General features: G+C 34.7%; 21 protein-coding genes. 18 read left to right on the plus strand and 3 right to left on the minus strand.

Annotated features, from left to right (window positions below; translation table 11 throughout):
- Entirely contained in the window at window positions 1–1,485 is a 1,485-nt protein-coding gene (locus tag JM81_RS09010; protein WP_144802480.1) for a cellulose synthase family protein, read from the plus strand.
- Between the two features lie 38 nt (window positions 1,486–1,523).
- Here the strand turns inward: JM81_RS09010 and JM81_RS09015 are convergent, their stop codons facing one another.
- The gene (locus JM81_RS09015) at window positions 1,524–2,591 is read right to left on the minus strand and encodes a tyrosine-type recombinase/integrase (RefSeq protein WP_144802483.1); all 1,068 of its coding nucleotides are present in this window, start codon (window positions 2,589–2,591) and stop codon (window positions 1,524–1,526) included.
- 199 nt (window positions 2,592–2,790) lie between these two features.
- On the opposite strand from JM81_RS09015, the gene JM81_RS09020 reads away from it, so the two are divergent.
- The 4 genes from JM81_RS09020 (at window position 2,791) to JM81_RS09035 (ending at window position 5,871) form a co-directional block, all read left to right on the plus strand.
- Window positions 2,791–3,318, plus strand: coding sequence for a tetratricopeptide repeat protein (locus tag JM81_RS09020; RefSeq protein WP_144802486.1), 528 nt, complete (start codon window positions 2,791–2,793; stop codon window positions 3,316–3,318).
- A 208-nt stretch (window positions 3,319–3,526) separates the two neighbouring features.
- A complete protein-coding gene (locus JM81_RS09025; RefSeq protein WP_144802488.1) occupies window positions 3,527–4,117 on the plus strand; it encodes a hypothetical protein in 591 nt (196 codons plus the stop codon).
- Window positions 4,118–4,750: 633 nt separating this feature from the next.
- A complete protein-coding gene (locus tag JM81_RS09030) occupies window positions 4,751–5,302 on the plus strand; it encodes an AAA family ATPase (RefSeq protein ID WP_144802491.1) in 552 nt (183 codons plus the stop codon).
- Window positions 5,303–5,460: 158 nt separating this feature from the next.
- Window positions 5,461–5,871: a hypothetical protein gene (locus JM81_RS09035; protein ID WP_144802494.1), complete on the plus strand. Its 411-nt coding sequence runs from the start codon at window positions 5,461–5,463 to the stop codon at window positions 5,869–5,871.
- 51 nt (window positions 5,872–5,922) lie between these two features.
- Here the strand turns inward: JM81_RS09035 and JM81_RS09040 are convergent, their stop codons facing one another.
- Window positions 5,923–6,888 carry an IS110 family transposase gene (locus JM81_RS09040; protein ID WP_144802497.1) on the minus strand — a complete coding sequence of 322 codons (966 nt, stop codon included), beginning with the start codon at window positions 6,886–6,888 and terminating at the stop codon, window positions 5,923–5,925.
- A 695-nt stretch (window positions 6,889–7,583) separates the two neighbouring features.
- On the opposite strand from JM81_RS09040, the gene JM81_RS09045 reads away from it, so the two are divergent.
- The 12 genes from JM81_RS09045 (at window position 7,584) to JM81_RS09100 (ending at window position 18,605) form a co-directional block, all read left to right on the plus strand.
- The gene (locus JM81_RS09045; RefSeq protein WP_144802499.1) at window positions 7,584–8,303 is read left to right on the plus strand and encodes a hypothetical protein; all 720 of its coding nucleotides are present in this window, start codon (window positions 7,584–7,586) and stop codon (window positions 8,301–8,303) included.
- A gap of 164 nt (window positions 8,304–8,467) precedes the next feature.
- Window positions 8,468–9,484, plus strand: a complete 1,017-nt coding sequence (locus JM81_RS09050; protein ID WP_144802502.1) for a leucine-rich repeat domain-containing protein — start codon at window positions 8,468–8,470, stop codon at window positions 9,482–9,484.
- Window positions 9,485–9,871: 387 nt separating this feature from the next.
- Window positions 9,872–10,261 carry a hypothetical protein gene (locus JM81_RS09055; RefSeq protein WP_144802505.1) on the plus strand — a complete coding sequence of 130 codons (390 nt, stop codon included), beginning with the start codon at window positions 9,872–9,874 and terminating at the stop codon, window positions 10,259–10,261.
- Between the two features lie 454 nt (window positions 10,262–10,715).
- Window positions 10,716–11,633, plus strand: coding sequence for an alpha/beta hydrolase (locus JM81_RS09060; protein ID WP_144802508.1), 918 nt, complete (start codon window positions 10,716–10,718; stop codon window positions 11,631–11,633).
- A gap of 225 nt (window positions 11,634–11,858) precedes the next feature.
- Window positions 11,859–12,458: a hypothetical protein gene (locus tag JM81_RS09065; RefSeq protein ID WP_144802511.1), complete on the plus strand. Its 600-nt coding sequence runs from the start codon at window positions 11,859–11,861 to the stop codon at window positions 12,456–12,458.
- A 19-nt stretch (window positions 12,459–12,477) separates the two neighbouring features.
- Window positions 12,478–12,864 (plus strand): hypothetical protein, encoded by a 387-nt coding sequence (locus JM81_RS09070; protein WP_144802514.1) that lies wholly within the window; start codon window positions 12,478–12,480, stop codon window positions 12,862–12,864.
- A gap of 152 nt (window positions 12,865–13,016) precedes the next feature.
- The gene (locus tag JM81_RS09075) at window positions 13,017–13,466 is read left to right on the plus strand and encodes a hypothetical protein (RefSeq protein WP_144802517.1); all 450 of its coding nucleotides are present in this window, start codon (window positions 13,017–13,019) and stop codon (window positions 13,464–13,466) included.
- A gap of 213 nt (window positions 13,467–13,679) precedes the next feature.
- Complete coding sequence (locus tag JM81_RS09080; protein ID WP_144802519.1) at window positions 13,680–14,153, plus strand: SRPBCC family protein; 474 nt, start codon at window positions 13,680–13,682, stop codon at window positions 14,151–14,153.
- A gap of 283 nt (window positions 14,154–14,436) precedes the next feature.
- Entirely contained in the window at window positions 14,437–15,126 is a 690-nt protein-coding gene (locus JM81_RS09085; RefSeq protein ID WP_144802521.1) for a hypothetical protein, read from the plus strand.
- A gap of 204 nt (window positions 15,127–15,330) precedes the next feature.
- A complete protein-coding gene (locus JM81_RS09090; protein WP_144802524.1) occupies window positions 15,331–16,341 on the plus strand; it encodes a PD40 domain-containing protein in 1,011 nt (336 codons plus the stop codon).
- Between the two features lie 420 nt (window positions 16,342–16,761).
- The gene (locus JM81_RS09095) at window positions 16,762–17,184 is read left to right on the plus strand and encodes a hypothetical protein (protein WP_144802527.1); all 423 of its coding nucleotides are present in this window, start codon (window positions 16,762–16,764) and stop codon (window positions 17,182–17,184) included.
- Between the two features lie 221 nt (window positions 17,185–17,405).
- Window positions 17,406–18,605, plus strand: a complete 1,200-nt coding sequence (locus JM81_RS09100; RefSeq protein ID WP_144802531.1) for a serine hydrolase domain-containing protein — start codon at window positions 17,406–17,408, stop codon at window positions 18,603–18,605.
- A 42-nt stretch (window positions 18,606–18,647) separates the two neighbouring features.
- Here JM81_RS09100 and JM81_RS09105 read toward each other — a convergent pair whose 3' ends face one another.
- Window positions 18,648–19,613: an IS110 family transposase gene (locus JM81_RS09105; protein ID WP_144802497.1), complete on the minus strand. Its 966-nt coding sequence runs from the start codon at window positions 19,611–19,613 to the stop codon at window positions 18,648–18,650.
- A gap of 346 nt (window positions 19,614–19,959) precedes the next feature.
- On the opposite strand from JM81_RS09105, the gene JM81_RS09110 reads away from it, so the two are divergent.
- Window positions 19,960–20,463: a hypothetical protein gene (locus JM81_RS09110; protein ID WP_144802533.1), complete on the plus strand. Its 504-nt coding sequence runs from the start codon at window positions 19,960–19,962 to the stop codon at window positions 20,461–20,463.
- Window positions 20,464–20,707 lie beyond the last annotated feature (244 nt).

Here is a 20,707-nt window from a genome sequence, read left to right on the forward strand (position 1 = left end):
ATGGCATTAGCACTAGCGTACCTTATAATAATCGTTTATAGTATTTCATTGCTATTGATATTTTTCTATAGCCTGGCGCAGCTTAACCTTTTATTTAATTACCTATCCCAAAAGAGACAGCATCAAACAGCTCCAAAGTTCAATTTACTGGACCCAAAGGAAATTCCGTTCGTAACCATACAACTACCCGTTTTCAACGAGGAATATGTAATGGACCGTCTTTTGGAAAATATCGCGAAGATAGAATACCCAAAGAGCAAGCTGGAAATACAGGTGTTGGACGATTCTACCGATGATACCGTCATCAGTACTGCTGCAAGTATTGCCAAACTACAGGAAACCGGACTGGATATTCAACATATACGCAGAACGGACAGATCTGGTTTCAAGGCAGGAGCCCTCAAGGAAGGCCTTAAAATAGCCAAGGGAGAGTTCATTGCTATTTTTGATGCGGACTTTTTACCTGCGCCGGATTGGTTGAAGAAAACCGTCATCTATTTTAAAGATGAGGAAATTGGGGTGGTACAGACCCGTTGGGGACATTTGAACCGTGATTACTCTACCCTTACCAAAATACAGGCCTTTGCCCTAGATGCCCATTTTACGTTAGAACAGGTTGGTCGTAACAGCAAAGGACATTTTATCAACTTTAACGGTACCGCTGGTATATGGCGCAAGGAATGTATTATTGATGCCGGTAACTGGGAGGGCGATACCTTGACCGAAGATTTGGATCTAAGCTACCGTGCGCAATTAAAGAACTGGAAGTTTAAATACCTGGAAGATGTGGAAACCCCTGCAGAGCTTCCGGTGGTCATCAGTGCCGCACGATCGCAACAGTTTAGATGGAACAAAGGCGGGGCTGAAAATTTTAGAAAGACCGTATGGAGCGTTATCAGTGCCAAGAACATTCCCTTTAAAACCAAATTTCACGGTGTAATGCATTTACTGAACAGTTCCATGTTCCTTTGTGTGTTCCTGGTGGCCCTACTGAGTATTCCATCCTTATACATCAAAAATACTTATGGCCATTTAGACTGGGTGTTTTCGCTATTGAGCCTGTTTACCATTAGTACCATTATTCTGTTTATTTGCTATTGGTTTACCTATAAAAGTATTCAGGGCAGTGGTTTTGATAACTTTGTGGACTACATACGTATTTTCTTTACCTTTTTCTCCGTTGCCCTAGGTTTTTCCCTTCATAATACCATTGCAGTTCTTGAGGGACATATGGGGAAGAGGAGCGAATTTGTGCGTACCCCAAAATTCAACATCAGCACGTTGAAACAAAGTTGGAAGGGCAATAAATACCTTGCCAAAAAATTATCTCCCAATATGATTCTGGAATTTGCCCTTATGGTCTATTTTATGTTTGGCATGTACAGCGCCATACCTTTAAACGATTTTGGACTGTTCCCTTTTCACTTTATGTTGTTCCTTGGGTTTGGCTTTGTTTTCTTCAAATCATTGACCTCAAGAGCATAATATCTGAACGCCCAGTACGGCATTTGCACCGCATGGTTCTACATACTATCCAACGGGCTTTTTACCATGGACAACCGTTGTGGCGTAACCTTGGTATACACCTGGGTGGTCGTAATGGAGTTATGCCCCAATAGTTCCTGAATGAAACGCATATCCGCACCGGATTCCAATAAATGGGTGGCATAGCTATGGCGCAGCCCGTGAATTCCAATTTTTTTCCTGATACCTGCAATTTTCATTGCTTTTTTGAACACCTGCTGTACAGAACTTTTGGAGTAAGCGCCACCATATTTTCCTTCAAACAAATATTCCTTTGGCCTATATTTCTTAAAATATTCCCTTAGTAATGGCAACAATTTTTCTGGTAAGGGTACATACCGGTCTTTTTTACCCTTGGCACCTACTACATGAATTACCATTCTGGCGCTATCCACATCATTAAGTTTAATATTGACCACTTCTGACACTCGTAAACCTGCGCCATAACACAATTTAAGTGCTACTAGGTGCTTTAAATTATCCGTAGCATTAAACACCTTGGCCACTTGTTCTTTGCTGAGCAACTTAGGCAAGACCAATGGTTTTTTTGGCCTGGGAATGTCAAAGAACATCTTTGGCCTATGCAATACCTGCTCAAAGTAAAATTTTACCGCATTGATTTTACCGTTAAGCTTTCTCTCTCCCATACCCTCTTTCTTTACACAATGCAAAAAATAGTCCTTAAGCCTAGCGGAATCCAAACGATCTACAGGGTATGACTTCAAAAGCTTTAAAAGGTGATAGAATTCTGCCATGTAAATTCTCTTGGTATTGTCACTATAGCCTTTTAGTTGCAACTGGTCATACATTTGGGCATATGCTTTTTGATTGGTAGCGGAAAGCGACATCATTTTCCCTTGAATCATGGATTTAGGTTCCATACCCAATTGTTGGCGTACTACCGGAAGGTCAGGTAAATACCATGATTTTTTAGTCTGGCTCCACCTAACGGATGGAAACCTTTTACGCAATGCCTCTTTATTTTTTTGAGTGTATTTAAATGAAATCAAGATAACATTTTTACCCCTGTGGGTATCTGTCGAGAACGTGTAAATTTCATTATTCATAGAAAACGGTATAAGATTATAGTTGCGCAAAAAATATATCAAATCTAAAAATACAACAATGATATATTTTTTGCGCAATTGGCTTAACCATTTTACGCTACCATGGTTATTACATTTATTAGAATATTGTATCTTTCTTATCATTAACCATGATCACACATATTTATGTGTTGTGCAACATTAAAAACCTATGTGATTCATGTTTACCCCTGTTGTTAGAATAATCTTAGTAATTACAAGTATTGGGTTAGCGATTGTCTTTTATGGAAGAAATGACTTTTGGAATATGGCTCTCAGTTTATTCGGAGCAGTACTTTTTGTGTATGGATATTTTAAGTATGGAACCGTTTACGCTGCTTTTCAACAATTAAAAAAAGAAAATTACGATAAAGCAGAAAAATTAATTTCTAAAATCAAAAATCCAGAACAGCTTAGTAAAAGTCAAAAAGGTTATTTCCATTTTACTAACGGAATCATTGCTTCAGAAAAAGAAGAATGGGACTATAGCTTATCTGAATTGTTAAAAGCGTTAAAAATCGGATTGAGAACAGAAAATGATAAATCAATAGTTCTATTGAATTTGGCTAATGTTGAGTTTGAAAAGAAGAACTATGACAAAGCGACTGAATACATTAAAGAAGTAAGAAAAATAGATTTAAAACCGTTAGTAAAATCAGAAACGGACACGATTGAGCAAAAAATTAACGTTGCACAACAAAACCTATAAACAATACGGGCTTCGGGCTCAAACGAAAGGTTTGCGTATTTTTATGATGTCCGCAAAATCTTTGGGATTTTGCTTTAAACAAGGAAAAAAAAACAAAACAAAAAGATTTTGCTATGTGCATGGCGGAAAGTAAACGCTAGTTTGCTCCCGTACTGTTCATAGCTAAAACGTTGTAATCAATAGCTCAAAAAAAAAGACAAACATCTAAATGAAGAAAATAGTAGTCGGCATTTTTACCGTGTTTCTTTTGTCAAGTTGTTTATGGGACGAAGAAACACAAACCAAACACTTGACTAAGGATTTCAATTTAGGTTGGTGGTCAGAGCCCAGATATAGAGCTCTTTTTAAAAATCCGGATAGTACTAAATATGGAGGTGCTGTTCTAATACCTGAAACGGTTTTTGCCGTAGGTTTTAATGACAATATAATTATTGCAAAACAACATCCAAATAAGCAAGAAGAAATTTCGGCTCGACTTTTTAATAGAGATAGTACTGGATATTATCGTTTGAGTAATCCCGCAGACACCGTGTACATTTGGAGTGGCGATAGTATTTTTAGAAAAAATGGACATTGGTACCACATAAGTAACGGCTGGAATCCACCAGACAGTTTGTTCCCATATAAGAAAAAAACAAACTATTATATTATCGATATTAGCGATAGTAAAAAAAACACGTGGAATAGTAAAGAGAGAGTATATAAATACACCACTGAATCGGACTTTAAAGAAGGTAGAAAAAATCTTGGTGTACCAGATGAATTGAAATTTAATTTTCTAGATAGAGAATTGGAATAAAAATAAATACTCTAGATGGACCTTACTCTGACGTAACCGTTGCGCAGATGGACTTCACTCGGATGGAATAAAAACCAGAACGCAAAGATTCGTGCTTACTCAAAAGTGTCGCTACTGATTACAACAAAACCTAAACGTAATGCGGACTTTAAGGCAAAACCACAAGGTCTGTGTATATTTATATAGTCGCTAAATCTTATGGATTTAGCTTTGAACAAGAAAAAATAAAACTAAACCAAAAGCTTTAGCTTCGTGCGCAGACGGAAACGAAAAGTTTCCTTACTACCGCACTACGCTTAGCCGAGACGATGATGTTGCATTCTCCTACGTCGACCCTATGTGCTACATCTCGTACCTCGATTCCCGCACAAAGGGAAATGCAACATCATCGCAGCGCTATGACAGATTACATAAATCCGTAGGATAAGAGGTTATTTATAAAATACGACGCTTAACGGAAGAAAACAACCCAACATATCAAGTCACTATATGTAATCTGGACCGGGTCATTTTATTCCCAATACAATCGAAAACCGAAAAAGGTTTTCATTATATTTCCATAAAATAACCCGGACTACACATAGCGCTGCGTTGTAACACATTTTAACCAACCCGAGAAAACAGTAATTAACAATGAAGATTTTAATATTTGGCGCTTCTGGTTCTGGAACCACGACTTTAGCAAATGAAATTAAAAAAAGAACTGATTTTAAGCACTTGGACGTTGATGATTATTACTGGAAAAAAACCAATCCACCTTACCAAATAAAAATACCTTTAAATAAACGAAATGAAAATCTCAAAATTGACTTTAAAAAATTTGAGAATGTTGTTGTAAGCGGTTCAATGGTAAGTTGGGGAAAAGAATGGGAAACAGCATTTGATTTGGCTATTTTCATACGATTGGAAAATACTGAAAGAATGGAACGATTGAAAAAACGTGAAAATCAACGTTATGGAGAAAAACTTCTGAACGACAAAAAAATCCGAAAAAACTCAAATGAATTTTTGGAATGGGCAAACCAATATGAAAATCCAAATTTTAAAGGTCGTTCTTTAAAAATTCATAACAATTGGATGGAAATGCTGGATTGTAAAGTTTTAAGGTTAAATGGAGCAACTGAATTGAGTAAGAAAGCGGAAATAGTACTAAACGAAATAAAAACGTGTTACAACAATGTATAACCGCAATTACGGCGGATTCGACTACGTCCGAATCCACTCGGAATTGCTAAGGTCTGTGCCAAACCGAAAATTAACGCATATAAACCCGTAACTGACGGTTATACTCACCGTTGGCAAACATTTTGAAAGCAAGTTAACTTAAAGGGAAATCAACAGAATTGGATAATAGTATAATCGGAATTGGAATTGCGCTCGGAGTTAGCATCTTTATTCTTTACACAAGGAAAAAGACCTGGATGAATTCGAGAATAATATGGTTGACTTGTGCCGGACTTTTAGCTATTGGAATTTTCGGATTGTTAGATTCTAAAATTGAATTTAGAAATGACCGAATTATGTATTTCGGATTTTGTGTCCCAATAATTTACTGGATTTTTGACCGCCTTTTTAAACGAATAAGTGAAAATATACATAATAGAGATTTTATACTTTTCATGAGATATTCAGACGAAATTAATGATGGATTTGGAGCTAAAAATCCACACGTAAAAGAATCCGACAAACTATTTTCGTTCGGACTTTTAATAATAGTTGTTGTAGCTCTATTAATTGGAATGAAAGTAGTCTGAAAATAAAAAACGATTTGCCAACAAAGAACTGAGCTAAAAAACAAATAAAATTTAGCTCAATCTACCCACAAAATTCCTATCATAATCCAAACCTGATTTTGATATTCCGTAGGCCTGTTTTATAAGTTTATTACACACAGCTATTAGCGCAAGTTTTTTGCTTTTACCCTTTCCAACTATTCGGTCAAATAATGCCTTACATTGTGGGTTATGTACACTTGCCGTAAAACTGCATAGAAAAAGATGATTTCGTAGCAATGGATCTCCAATCTTACTGATTCTGGTTCTGCCTTTCACGCTGCTGCCCGAACTCCTTTCATTGGGAGCAAGTCCAAAAAAGGAAGTTACCTGGGATGCACTCTCGAAGTCACGAAAGCCATTGGTAGAAACTATCAAGATCATTGCCGTCTTCCTTCCTATTCCCGGTATGGTGTTCAACCTTGAATACAAGCCTTGTTCGTTCGATTTTATCAACTGTTCCATTTCAATTTCGAGCAGACCTATTTCCTTGTCCAAGTTTTTTATCTGTCTCTTTATAGATCTTACAAGTTTATCCCTTGCTTGACCACCTGCCAATAACGAATGTAACATGTTCTTAAGAGCCGTTCGCTGTTTGAAGTATAGTCTGATCGCACTTTGATATCTTTTACATTCTACGACATACCCGGCCTCAGGAACCCATAAAGACAAGGGTTGTTCCGACGCATATCTGAATATCATCCTGGCATCGCTCTTATCCGTCTTAACGTGGTTCAACTTCATCTGTATAAAACGCTTGACAACCAACGGGTTCAGAACACTTAAACGTATTCCATGTTCGTACAGGTAAATGGCCAATCGCTGATGGTAACAGCCCGTAGCTTCCATGGCACACCAATGGTCCGCAGAAAGTCTTTTCCTTAACAAGGAAAAACCCTTTGGGTTATTTTCAAATTGAAAATGACCCGCATCGGAATCATAGACATCTATGGTATCCTTAGAGATGTCGATCCCTACAAAAATTGTAATTTTATCCATATCTTGAGTTTATAAAGAACAATACCAAATACATACAGCATCCTAAAAACAGGTTCAAAAGACCTAACGAACTGAACGTATTGTATTGGTAAAAGAGCAGGGATTTTCATTGTTGACGGAATCGGAAGTTCCTACGGCTATAGTAACCTTACTCTGCTCTTTTGTTCTTTGGTTATAACTAATATAAATTATTCAAAGACAAACTTAGGATGGCTATAATTAATGTGGGGTTTGGGTTTTTACGCCAAGGTCTGTGTATATTTATGAGGTCGCAAAATCTTTGGGATTTTGGTTTAGACAAGAAAAATTAAAACAAAACAAAAAGATTTGGCTACGAGCTGTGGCGCAATGGGAATTGTAAATCACCGCCCCACACTAATCATAGCCTAGACGATGATGTTGCATTCTCCTACGTCGACCCTATGTGCTACATCTCGTACCTCGATTCCCGCACAAAGGGAAATGCAACATCATCGCAGCGCTATGACAGATTACATAAATCCGTAGGATAAGAGGTTATTTATAAAATACGACGCTTAACGGAAGAAAACAACCCAACATATCAAGTCACTATATGTAATCTGGACCGGGTCATTTTATTCCCAATACAATCGAAAACCGAAAAAGGTTTTCATTATATTTCCATAAAATAACCCGGACTACACATAGCGCTGCGTTGTACACTATTTGACAGAATGTTTAAACTATTTAGAAAAAAGAAGAAAATTGGATGTCCAGTCTGTCACGAAAAAAATACAGTTGGATTCGGAACTGACTATTTAGAATCCAAATTTGATTCACGGATTGAATTAGAGGAAAAAATAGGCAACATTCAAACCTACAAGTGTTCTGTTTGTAAATCTGACTTTTACAAAGAAGGAGAAATGTTTCAAAAGTTTGCAAGTGGACAAATAAAAACATTAAAAGAATTCAACTCTCTTAATCTAGAATTGAGTGATAACCTAAAAGCTGAATTAAACTCGATTGGGTTAACAGATGATTGGAATATGAATAAAATAGCACCAGCGAAAGTTCAACTTAAAAATGGAGAGACCTATGATTTTGCGACAATTCGAATTTCTAAAAATCCACCAATCGGCTATTATTTTGACCATTTTAAAAAAGTGATATTTATTGACAAGGTAGAGTCGATAGAAAAAAGTGAATTTGGTTTATCTAAAGAAATAAGAGAGAAAGCAAAAAATGCGGAAGAAAGACGAATGGGATTTTACCCAACCGTTCTTGAAACGAATAACGGGAAGAAAGTTGTCATAAACGGACAATCACTTTTTTTTAGGAATGGAGAAATCAAAGGTGTTGATTTAAAACTTGAAAATGAATCTTGGAACCATCAAGCTAAATATATTTATGAAGACAAGATTGATGAACAAGTTATAATAATATCAAAAGAATAAAAAAACAGTGTACAACAATGGCTATAAGTAATTGCTTGTTCTCGCCTACTTTGGAAATTCCTTCGGAATTTCCAACTTGGTGTGTACTTGCAAAGTTAATCGCTAAACCACGCAACTACTCATAGCCGAGACCGTTGTACCACATTAAAGAACCGAGATAATTAATGGGAATATTTAACAGAAAAAAGAAATGGGGAAATTATAGTGGAAACATAAATATCCATTCTGACATTAAAAAATCTGATATCCCAAAAATCATAGCGGAAAAGAATATTCACTCTTTACAACTATTCCAATTTCCAAATCCGAAAAGGCAAACGTGGGAAACACTTAATGAATTCTTCAGCAAGTATCCAGATATTGGATTAAGAGTTCTTTGGTATGAATGTCAAGATTTATCCTTTTATAAACTTATTCCGAATATTAGAAAATTTACAATCGCCACTTACAATATAAAAGACTATTCCATACTGAAAACGAATACAAAACTTAAACACTTTGGAATAGAGGAAACTAAATCCAAAGCTGTCGATTTATCATTCATAAAAGAGTTTACGGATTTAGAATCATTGTATGTTGACGGAATGAAAAAAGGATTGGAGAACGTTAAACATTTGTCGAATCTACAAACTTTGACGTTTCGTGGCGTGAAAATGGATAACCTTAACTTTTTGACAGAATTGACAAAACTTCAAGAATTAAACTTGCTTTATGGTAGTTACAAAGACCTAAATGCAGTTTCAAAACTAAATGGTTTAAAAGAATTAGAAATAAGCCGAGTAAGACAAATTCCTGACTACCAATTTTTGAGAAATCTTGTGAATCTTGAGAAACTTTGCTTTGAGGGTATGTCCGAAATGCCCATTTTACCAGATTTAAGTGGACTAAAATCATTAAAAAGAATCCAAGTTGATAACAACAGCAGGCTTAACGATATTTCTTCAATTTCCCAAATTCCAAATCTTGAAGAATTTTTATTGTTTTTCCCCGAAAACTTTAAGGCTTCAGTAAGAAAAAAATTAACTGAACAAGCGTATCAAATTGTTATGGAATCCAAAACGATAAAGTCCACAAGTATATGGCTTCGAGTTAATAACGAGCAGAGAGAAAATTTAAGAAAAAAAGGTGTCGAATTTTGGAATTATAGCAAAGAAGCCGAAGATTTAGTATCAAAAAAATAACGTGGTACAACACCGTGTATAATTCATTGCTAGTACTCGCCTACTTACGAAAATCCTCGCGGATTTTCTATTCGGTTTGTATTTACTAATTTAGTTGCTGAAACACGCAACGAAATCATACACAAACACGTTCTACGCAATTTGACCAAACCAACAAACGAATGAATAAACTTCAAATTTTGAATACAATTAAATCTATTGGAAAATGGATTTTTCTATTGTTTACAATATTTTTAGTTTTTTTATACATTCCTGCATTAACTGACAAAATTCAGCGACCGACTTTCAAAAACTTACCAATGAATCAATATGTGATTATTGGAATAATATTAGTGATAATGATTTTTCTAAATCTAAAATGGTTCGGAATTTTTAAAACCAAACCAAATGAAAAGTAAAATAAAAATCATATTTCTGACTTTAACAATCGGACTTATTTTTATCGTCGGTTTTTTAGGTTACGGAATGTATTTAATGGAAATTGAAGACCAATATGGCGATTTTCAAAACATACACTTTGAATCAAAAACTGGAGATTTAATAATAAACAAATCAACATCTGAATTTGGAATTATTGAAAAAACGTGGAAAAGAACGAATATTAGAACAAAAGAGAAAGACTCGACCGATTTATATTTTTGGATTTATAAAAACGGAGTTGAAACTAAATCTGAAGTTTATCGACCAAAAAGCGAAACTGAATTAGTTGGAATTAAATACTCTGAATTATTAAAAAAAATTGAGAAATCGGAATTGAAATTTATAACACGGAATTAAAAACTGCGTAGAACAAAGTATAAAATTAATGGCTGGTTTTAGCCTACTTGGAAAATTCCTGCGGAATTTTCCGCTGGCAAGTTTTTGTTTACTAAATTAGTAGCTTAACAACGCCACTAATCTTATACATAAACGATGATGTTGCATTCTCCTACGTCGACCCTATGTGCTACATCTCGTACCTCGATTCCCGCACAAAGGGAAATGCAACATCATCGCAGCGCTATGACAGATTACATAAATCCGTAGGATAAGAGGTTATTTATAAAATACGACGCTTAACGGAAGAAAACAACCCAACATATCAAGTCACTATATGTAATCTGGACCGGGTCATTTTATTCCCAATACAATCGAAAACCGAAAAAGGTTTTCATTATATTTCCATAAAATAACCCGGACTACACATAGCGCTGCGTTAGCTGTAATTACTAAAATAAACTAATCATAAATAATGAATAAATTTTCATCAATACTCATCATTGTTATAATAGCAATGTCTTGTAGTAACGGAAACCAAAAAAATAAGGCAATAGGTGATAAAATAAATAGTAATAATGAAGTGATTTCTGATAACGAAACAAAGAAATTAACATCATTTGAAATAAAAGGTACAGAAGTTCATCAAATTCAATCAACAATAAATCAAAAACATTATGAATTATACGTTAAGCTACCTAAATCGTATGTATCAAGTTCAGATAAAAAATATCCAATATTGGTACTTACAGATTCAGATTACGCTTTTCCATTAGTTACTAGTATAAGCAGACGGGTTAAAACAGAAGAATTCATAATAGTTGGAATATCCTATTCCAAAGGAGATTCGCCTGGAGTTAGTAGGACTAGAGATTATATGCCAACAAATTCCCCTAATGAAGAGAGAGGTCATTCTAAAGAATCTAGATTAGCTTCAGGAAAAGCAGATGATTTTATTGCATTTATCAAGAAAGATGTATTCTCATTTTTAGAAAATACGTACAGGACAAATATGTCGAAAAAAGTGTTTTCTGGACATTCTTTTGGCGGGTTACTTGCAAGTTATATTTTGGTAACAACCCCTAACTTATTTGAGTATTACTTAATCGGAAGCCCTTCATTTTGGTATGATAATTACTGTATAAATAACTTTGAAGAAAAGTATTCAAAAGCCAATACTAACTTGAGAGCAAATGTTTTTTTAAGCATCGGAGAAAAAGAGAAAAATAACAATTCAGATATGGTGTCTGAAATGTTGACTTTTGAACAAAGGTTACTATCAAGGAACTACTCAGATTTAAAAATAAAATCATCAATAATCCCAGATGAAGACCACCTTACTGTTTATCCAAGTTTTATAACAAAAGGAATTTTATTTGCATTTGAAAAATAAAAAACAACAGCTAACAAGGGCTATAATTAATACGGGTTTTGGTGCTTAACCCAAATTTTGGGCATATTTATAAAGTCCGCCAAATCTTTTGATTTGGCTTTACAGAGAAAAAGATAAAACAAAATAAAAAGTTTTGGCTAAGTGCTTAATCGGAAATTCAGTAATTTAAATTCCCGTACTAATCATAGCCTGAACGTTGTACAACATTTAACTCACCACCGAAAATTGAAGTCAGAAAAAGAAAAATTTGAATTTGTTTATGTTGAGAATGACGGAACAGTACGTGAATTAGATAAAGAAGAAATCGATTATTTGCAAACTGAATTTGAACCGTCTGATGGAGCAAGACCATATATCAAAAGTAGTTATGACCAACTAACACCTGACAAAAAGATTTTAGGTTTTCTTCGTAGAAGTGAAGTCCCGAAAGAAATCGAAATAATAAAAAATGATTTGAGGTATGCAGAAATGAGATTCCCAATTGGCATTTATGATACTAACAACGCAATTGAATTACCAGTCGGAATTTACAGTATAAAAGTTCTTGGAGGTTGGAGTGTTTCTGTAGGTGAGTTTTCAATTGAATTAAAGAATAAAGAAAACGGGAAAGTAATTACACCGAAAGTCACGAATTGGAGAATTCAATCTTATGAATTTGGAGAAAGGGCTAAAAAGATAATGTCACTTGACATACCAAAACGAGGAGTTTATTTTATTGAATTCAAAAACCAAAAGGATTTAAAAGTAAGACCTTCGAATTTATTAATAACAAGAATATTCGAAAAAGAAATTCCGAGTGAACAACTACGAATTTGGATTGGATAACTAAATCTTACTTAAAATTATGGAAGTAGAAGAATTTGAAAAGAAAATCGACAAAATAAAGGAAGATGCTGTCAAAAATATTTTGAGTCACTTCAATAGAATAAATGACAAATTATTCACTTTTAATAATATTCTAATAGGTGGATATTTTGCGATTTCCAGAATCTATGATGACATAAACATAAAGATAATTATGATTCCATTAATTAATCTTATTTTCCTCATATTTTTGGAATACCTAATGATGGAAAAAAGCCGAAAAGAAGCTTCTGTTGATGAGCTTGGACTAGATGAATTTATAAAATTCGCTGAAAACAAAGAAACAAGACCAACCTTATTTTCTTCACTTGCAATCATCTCTACATCAAGTGTTTTTGGCTATTTTGTTTATTTATTGATTTTCTAAAATGATAAAAAACGTTGTACAACACCGTATAAAATTAATTGTTAGTGCAAGCCTACTTACGAAAATCCTTACGGATTTTCTATTCGGTTTGTATCTGCTAAATTCGGTGCTTAAACCACGCAACTAATCTTATACAAACCGTTCTACGCAATTTGAAAAAAGAAGAGAAAATCGAATTTAATTTGGGACAACCTATTTCAGGTTGGGTGCCTGTATACTTTAAATCGAGGGACTTCATACTCGAATTCACTTCTTCAAAAATACCTGAAAATCCGACGGATAAACTTTGTGAAGCACTTATTCTAATAGCGAGCGGAGTGGAGTCGGAAATGTGCTGGACAGAACAACCGATTTGTTATTTTTTCAAGTTTATACAAACGGAAAAAACTTACTGTTTCACAATTGACGAGACCGATAGACATGGACAAAATAGGACTGAAATATTTCGCGAAAATGGTGGATTTGAGGACTTGATAATGCCAATCTATCGTGGACTAAAAAAATGGACAACATTGGAATATGGTCCTTCCGACTGGAAAAAAATTGAAGATTCTAAACTGGACAAATTAACTGAGCTAGTTAAAAAAAGAAAAACTGCGTAGAACAATGGCTATAACAAATAGGGTGAAAAGTACTATATTTAAAGGCTTGGGCTTGTTTACTGAGTCCGCCAAATCTTTTGGATTTGGCAATTAAAAAAATAAAATAATTACAAAACAAAAAGCTCTGGCTAGCAGACCAGACGGAAACGAAAAGTTTCCTTGCCTGCCCTACTTGCCATAGCCGAGACCGTTAGCATACATACTGAAAAACAAATGCCAAGAATCGAATTACGAACTGAAATTAAAGCTAGTAGAGAAATCGTATTCGACTTATCACGGAGTATTGACTTGCATAAAATCTCAACTGAACACACAAACGAAACTGCAATCGCCGGAAAAACGAGCGGATTGATTGGAATGGACGAATCTGTCACGTGGAGAGCAAAACACTTCGGAATTTACCAAAAGCTCACTTCAAGGATTACGGAATTTGAGCGTCCAAATATGTTTGTGGATGAAATGGTAAAAGGTGCATTTAAAAGCTTCAGACACGAACACCACTTTACGGAATCTAATGGCGGGACTTTAATGACGGACTATTTTGAGTATAAATCTCCGCTAGGTATCTTCGGTAAGATAGCGGACAAGCTATTCTTGAAAAAATACATGATGGACTTATTAACTGAGCGGAATAGAATCGTTAAGGACTTTGCGGAGACGGACAAATGGAAAGAAATAGTGGCGTGAAAAAAGTACGTATGCTAACAATGGCTAAACGTAATGCGGACTTCAGGGCAAAATCGAAAGGTCTGTGTATATTTATAATGTCGCTAAATCTTTGGGATTTAGCTTAATACAAGAAAAAATAAAACTAAACCAAAAGCTTTAGCTTGGTGCGCAGACGGAAACGAAAAGTTTCCTTGCCTCCGCACTACGCTTAGCCTAGCCGATGATGTTGCATTCTCCTTCGTCGACCCTATGTGCTACATCTCGTTTTGCCAACGCTACTACTCGCCCACAGCTTTCGCTGATGTCGCCCGCACAAAGGGAAATGCAACATCATCAAAACATAAATCATTTCTATCAGAATGAAAAAAGCTGTCACCAAATTAAATGGACTTTGGCTAAGAGCAGTTTTAAAATAAGTGAAGTAAATAATTGTACTGAACCTGGCCGAGTTAAAGAATATAATGCCAGAGAAAAACTTAAATTAAAGAAAACAGATTTTGGAAAAACATTAGAAATTTTTAGGGATAAAGAATCGATTGACAAGTTTCGAGTTATCTCTTATAAAGAAAAAAGAATCGAAAAATACCCCTACGATATTAAACAGTTGGACTTAATGCGCTTCGACGAGCTTAAGGACGAAAAACTATATAAATATGTGGACTCGCTTATTTTTAAAGTTCTTAAATCCAAACCAGAGATTGACCACAATGGAAATTCTGGAATTACCATCGCTGACTCAAATCCAAATGTAAAAATTATAGTCAGAGATTTTATCGATAAAAATCCAGAGCCACTAATTGTTGTGAATGGCTACCCGATAGAAAATAGAGATATTTTAAAAAAGCTTTTACTTGTTGAAACTTCAGCAATCAAATATTTGACAAAAGAACAGTCCTTAAGTATTTATGGCTCAAGGGCTATTAATGGTGTTATTCTTTTAATTACATCAGAAAAACGATTCAAAACAGTACGGAAAAAATACGGCAGGTAACAATACCTAAACGTAATGCGGACTGTAGGGCTAAACCGAAAGGTCTGTGTATATTTATAAAGTCGCTAAATCTTATGGATTTAGCTTTGGACAAGAAAAATAAATCTAAACAATAAGCTTTAGCTTCGTGCGCAGACGGAAACGAAAAGTTTCCTTGCCTCCGCACTACGCTTAGCTCAGGCGTTAGTTGCAATTTTACCAAACATGAAAACAACACCATACTATTTTAAAAACATTAGGTTCATAAAAACCTTAACTATTTCGAGTTTCCTACTTCTTTTCATTGTCGCTTGTCAGAATAGTAAAAAATCAAATCTGGCTTTACTTAGCAGTCAAATTCCAACAGATATTCCATTGGTTTTTGCGCCAGACATTATTTCAATTGACAATCACGTTTCCGGTTCGATAACATTTAGTCCTGATATGACCGAACTGTTTTTCAACCGTAGAAAACCAGATGAGAGTCATAATCTTTATACCATGAAATTGACTGATGGCAAATGGACCAAACCGAAACCAGCATCCTTTTCAACCAATAAAAAGAATCTGGATTTTCATTCCCGATTTACCCCAAAAGGCAACCGCCTTTACTTTGGAAGCACAAGACCAGTCACCGATTCTCTTATGACATCAAATACTCGCAGAAGATTGCATCAATGGTATATTGAAAAAAATGAAAATGGTTTTTGGAGTGAGCCTATTTTGATGGGGCAACCGTTTATAGATAACTATATCATGGGTGCGGTACCTTCGGAAAAAGGTAATTTATATTTTTTTGCTTCGGGCAAGGGACCTGGAGCTGAAGATGAGGGCATTTATTATGCCATCAATCAGAATGGTCAGTATGCTTCTATTGAAAGAATGGGCGATGTAATCAATACAAACGGCAAATCGATTGCTCATCCCTACATTGCTCCTGACGAAAGCTATCTTATTTACGATTCTGAAAAGGCTACAGAACCTAATAATGGCGATTTATTCATCAGTTTTAATCAGAATGGTTCTTGGACGGAATCTTATAGTTTAGGCCCCAAAATAAACACTAAGATAAGTGAAGGTACTGCCACTGTCTCACCTGATGGGAAATATCTATTTTTCTCCAGAGGTGAAGAAAAAGTAAGGGAAGATGGGAGCACTTATTGGGTATCAAAGACCTATTGGGTGGATTTTATTAAGTTAAAAAAAGAAATCCTTGAAAATATAAACAGCAACTAACAATATGTATAAGTAATAGCGGTCTAAGTGATAAAACGAACGACAAAATACAAAACAAAGGTTAGTGCAAAGCAGAAAGGTTGGTGAATAGAAATCCGCTACTACTCATACATGAACCGATGATGTTGCATTCTCCTACGTCGACCCTATGTGCTACATCTCGTACCTCGATTCCCGCACAAAGGGAAATGCAACATCATCGCAGCGCTATGACAGATTACATAAATCCGTAGGATAAGAGGTTATTTATAAAATACGACGCTTAACGGAAGAAAACAACCCAACATATCAAGTCACTATATGTAATCTGGACCGGGTCATTTTATTCCCAATACAATCGAAAACCGAAAAAGGTTTTCATTATATTTCCATAAAATAACCCGGACTACACATAGCGCTGCGTTAGCAAATATTAAAAAAATGGATTTCAAAAATATAAGTGGAATACCAAATATTCCAAGTTTCAAAGGTGTTGAACCTAAATTCAATGTAATGGACGGAAAATTGGAAGCGTTAAAAGAATTAAACGACCAACAAGTAAGTGCCGTAAATGAAGTTTTAAGTTTTCTGACTGACCAAAGCAATATTGCAGAAAGACAGTTTAAAACTTCTAGGAATTTAATTTTAGCTACCATATTAATAATGATTTTTCAAATTGGTTACGCTGTGTGGACTAATTCTGAATCGAACTCCATACAGAGTAGCCTAACCAAAATAGTTGACACGCAATCAAAACAATCTGAATCAGTATCACGTATGTCATTGAATTTACTCGACCTTCAAAACCAAGTGCAGATTTTGGAACAAGAAAACGCACGATTGAATCAGCAGAACGGTAAATAAAACATTTGGTAACAAAACCTATACTTAATAAGGGTTTCAGTAATTTATTCATAGTAATTGTATATTTATATTGTCGCAAAATCTTTAGAATTTTGCATTGTTAAAATTTAATTCAAAACAAAAAGTTTTTGCTTATTGCGTGGCGGAATGTTATCGCTTATTTTTCCCTTACTAAGCATAGCTAAACCGTTACCAGCAAGCAAGACAATCCGTATATAGAAATGATAAAAATAATTATAACGTTAATCTTAAATATTTTTGTTAATACAATTTATTGTCAGACTAATGATTCTACCTCAATAAAATTGACTGAAGAACTTGAAAAAATATACGCAAGAGAATATATTAATGGATTCTCTGTGGCTATTGTAAATCAAGATGGCATTCTATATGAAAAAGGGTTTGGATATTCTAACATTAAAACAAACAAGAAATACACTAATAATACAGTTCAAAACATTGCTTCTATTTCCAAAACTTTTATTGGCATTGCATTACTTAAAGCTCAAGAGCTTGGAAAACTTAACTTAGACGACCCTATTAACAAACACTTGCCATTCGAAGTAAGTAATCCACATTTCCCTAATGAACAAATTACAATACGACAATTGGCAACTCACACATCTAGTATTAAAGACCCTTCTAGATATGAGAAGAATGGATATATTTTAAAAGAAGCAGAGAATAAGGAAGCTAAAGTAAATAGCAATTTTCGTTTACCTAATGAAAAAATGGTCCTAGATGAATTTTTAAAGAATATTTTAAGTGAAGATGGAAAATGGCATAAGAAAAATAATTTTTTAAAGTCAAAGCCGGGAGCAATATTTGAGTATTCAAATGTTGCCGCAGGATTAGCCGCCTTGGTAATAGAAAAGGCAACCAATCAATCATTTAACGAATTTACCAACGAGCATATTCTTACACCTTTAGGAATGTCCAATTCTGGTTGGTCATTTACTGAAGTAGATTTTTCAAAACATTCTAAATTATACAAAGACAAAGAAACCGAATTAGCTTTTTATCAATTGGTTAATTATCCTGATGGTGGTTTAATTACTTCTCCTACTGATTTAGGGAAATACTTAACCGAACTAATTGCAGGTAATAATGGTAATGGTAGCATCTTAAATAAGCAAAGTTATGAGGAACTATTTAGACCACAACTGACTGATAAAAATTATAATGAAAGAAATGAAAGTGCTTATAATGACGAATATAATATGGGTGTTTTTATGGGTATTTCAGCGCAAGGACAAATAGGTCATACTGGTGGAGACCCAGGAGTCGCAACCCATATGTTTTTCAACACTGAAACTAAAATCGGAAAACTTTTGATTGTCAATACCGACCTTGAAAAAGAAGGAATAAAGGAATTTATAGACATATGGAAAAAATTAGAAGAATATGAAACTAAATTATAAGCCAGCTGGTAACAAAGAACTGAGCTAAAAAACAAATAAAATTTAGCTCAATCTACCCACAAAATTCCTATCATAATCCAAACCTGATTTTGATATTCCGTAGGCCTGTTTTATAAGTTTATTACACACAGCTATTAGCGCAAGTTTTTTGCTTTTACCCTTTCCAACTATTCGGTCAAATAATGCCTTACATTGTGGGTTATGTACACTTGCCGTAAAACTGCATAGAAAAAGATGATTTCGTAGCAATGGATCTCCAATCTTACTGATTCTGGTTCTGCCTTTCACGCTGCTGCCCGAACTCCTTTCATTGGGAGCAAGTCCAAAAAAGGAAGTTACCTGGGATGCACTCTCGAAGTCACGAAAGCCATTGGTAGAAACTATCAAGATCATTGCCGTCTTCCTTCCTATTCCCGGTATGGTGTTCAACCTTGAATACAAGCCTTGTTCGTTCGATTTTATCAACTGTTCCATTTCAATTTCGAGCAGACCTATTTCCTTGTCCAAGTTTTTTATCTGTCTCTTTATAGATCTTACAAGTTTATCCCTTGCTTGACCACCTGCCAATAACGAATGTAACATGTTCTTAAGAGCCGTTCGCTGTTTGAAGTATAGTCTGATCGCACTTTGATATCTTTTACATTCTACGACATACCCGGCCTCAGGAACCCATAAAGACAAGGGTTGTTCCGACGCATATCTGAATATCATCCTGGCATCGCTCTTATCCGTCTTAACGTGGTTCAACTTCATCTGTATAAAACGCTTGACAACCAACGGGTTCAGAACACTTAAACGTATTCCATGTTCGTACAGGTAAATGGCCAATCGCTGATGGTAACAGCCCGTAGCTTCCATGGCACACCAATGGTCCGCAGAAAGTCTTTTCCTTAACAAGGAAAAACCCTTTGGGTTATTTTCAAATTGAAAATGACCCGCATCGGAATCATAGACATCTATGGTATCCTTAGAGATGTCGATCCCTACAAAAATTGTAATTTTATCCATATCTTGAGTTTATAAAGAACAATACCAAATACATACAGCATCCTAAAAACAGGTTCAAAAGACCTAACGAACTGAACGTATTGTATTGGTAAAAGAGCAGGGATTTTCATTGTTGACGGAATCGGAAGTTCCTACGGCTATAGTAACCTTACTCTGCTCTTTTGTTCTTTGGTTATAACTAATATAAATTATTCAAAGACAAACTTAGGATGGCTATAAGTAATTGCTTGTTCTCGCCTACTTCTGAAAATCCTAGCGGATTTTCAGATTGGTGTGTACTTGCAAAGTTAAGTGCTAAACCACGCAACTACTCATAGCCTAGACGTTAGCAAAAATTAAATAAACTATGCCAAAAAATGATGATATTGATAATAGAAATAAACTAGAATCTAATCTGAAAAGTGATTATAGTAGTGAGTCATATCATTCTTCAATCATGGAACAATACAAACTATACGCAGAGATACTAGATGAACATCATAACAGGTTTATGAATACCATTAAATTTTTTATTTCAATCCAATTTATATTTCTCTCTGGCTTTTTAATTATTATAAAAAAAGAAGTTGAAATTGGAATATTTGGAATTATAATGCTCATGGTGTCTGGAATATTTATTTGTGCTATTTGGCTACTGATTTCAAAATCTCATTATAAGCTAACAACTGCAAAACATGAAACACTGGAAGAAATGGAAACTTATTTGCCTTTAAAGCCTTTTTCTCATGAATGGCATGAAAAATTAAAATCTGGAAATAATTATGTTAATATGAGGACGGTACTCTTTGCTTTACCAATAGTCATGTCAATTATTTATATATCATTAGCTATGGTTGCTATTTATGGATAAGAAAAAATCTTATTCAAAATTTTAACATAAACTTTTGCTAACAACGTGTATAAAACATAGCTAATACGTGCTAAATCGAAAGGCTTGTGCTTATTTACAAAGACCGCCAAATTTTTAAATTTGGCTTTTAGAATAGAAAAATTAAAAACAAATTATAAAAATTCGGCTATGTGTTAATCCGAAAAGTTAGTGTCTTTTTACACGCTACTTTTCATACACAAACCGTTAGCGTTTATTGTACAAA

The sequence above is a fragment of the Maribacter sp. MAR_2009_72 genome (assembly GCF_007827235.1).
GTDB classification, from domain to species: Bacteria; Bacteroidota; Bacteroidia; order Flavobacteriales; family Flavobacteriaceae; genus Maribacter; species Maribacter sedimenticola.

Excerpts from the sequence above, each read along its gene's own strand:
- JM81_RS09010 (WP_144802480.1), top strand. The coding sequence starts at position 1 with ATGGCATTAGCACTAGCGTACCTTATAATAATCGTTTATAGTATTTCA.
- JM81_RS09015 (WP_144802483.1), bottom strand. The coding sequence starts at position 2,591 with ATGAATAATGAAATTTACACGTTCTCGACAGATACCCACAGGGGTAAA.
- JM81_RS09020 (WP_144802486.1), top strand. The coding sequence starts at position 2,791 with ATGTTTACCCCTGTTGTTAGAATAATCTTAGTAATTACAAGTATTGGG.
- JM81_RS09025 (WP_144802488.1), top strand. The coding sequence starts at position 3,527 with ATGAAGAAAATAGTAGTCGGCATTTTTACCGTGTTTCTTTTGTCAAGT.
- JM81_RS09030 (WP_144802491.1), top strand. The coding sequence starts at position 4,751 with ATGAAGATTTTAATATTTGGCGCTTCTGGTTCTGGAACCACGACTTTA.
- JM81_RS09040 (WP_144802497.1), bottom strand. The coding sequence starts at position 6,888 with ATGGATAAAATTACAATTTTTGTAGGGATCGACATCTCTAAGGATACC.
- JM81_RS09045 (WP_144802499.1), top strand. The coding sequence starts at position 7,584 with ATGTTTAAACTATTTAGAAAAAAGAAGAAAATTGGATGTCCAGTCTGT.
- JM81_RS09050 (WP_144802502.1), top strand. The coding sequence starts at position 8,468 with ATGGGAATATTTAACAGAAAAAAGAAATGGGGAAATTATAGTGGAAAC.
- JM81_RS09055 (WP_144802505.1), top strand. The coding sequence starts at position 9,872 with ATGAAAAGTAAAATAAAAATCATATTTCTGACTTTAACAATCGGACTT.
- JM81_RS09060 (WP_144802508.1), top strand. The coding sequence starts at position 10,716 with ATGAATAAATTTTCATCAATACTCATCATTGTTATAATAGCAATGTCT.
- JM81_RS09070 (WP_144802514.1), top strand. The coding sequence starts at position 12,478 with ATGGAAGTAGAAGAATTTGAAAAGAAAATCGACAAAATAAAGGAAGAT.
- JM81_RS09080 (WP_144802519.1), top strand. The coding sequence starts at position 13,680 with ATGCCAAGAATCGAATTACGAACTGAAATTAAAGCTAGTAGAGAAATC.
- JM81_RS09085 (WP_144802521.1), top strand. The coding sequence starts at position 14,437 with ATGTCGCCCGCACAAAGGGAAATGCAACATCATCAAAACATAAATCAT.
- JM81_RS09090 (WP_144802524.1), top strand. The coding sequence starts at position 15,331 with ATGAAAACAACACCATACTATTTTAAAAACATTAGGTTCATAAAAACC.
- JM81_RS09095 (WP_144802527.1), top strand. The coding sequence starts at position 16,762 with ATGGATTTCAAAAATATAAGTGGAATACCAAATATTCCAAGTTTCAAA.
- JM81_RS09100 (WP_144802531.1), top strand. The coding sequence starts at position 17,406 with ATGATAAAAATAATTATAACGTTAATCTTAAATATTTTTGTTAATACA.
- JM81_RS09105 (WP_144802497.1), bottom strand. The coding sequence starts at position 19,613 with ATGGATAAAATTACAATTTTTGTAGGGATCGACATCTCTAAGGATACC.
- JM81_RS09110 (WP_144802533.1), top strand. The coding sequence starts at position 19,960 with ATGCCAAAAAATGATGATATTGATAATAGAAATAAACTAGAATCTAAT.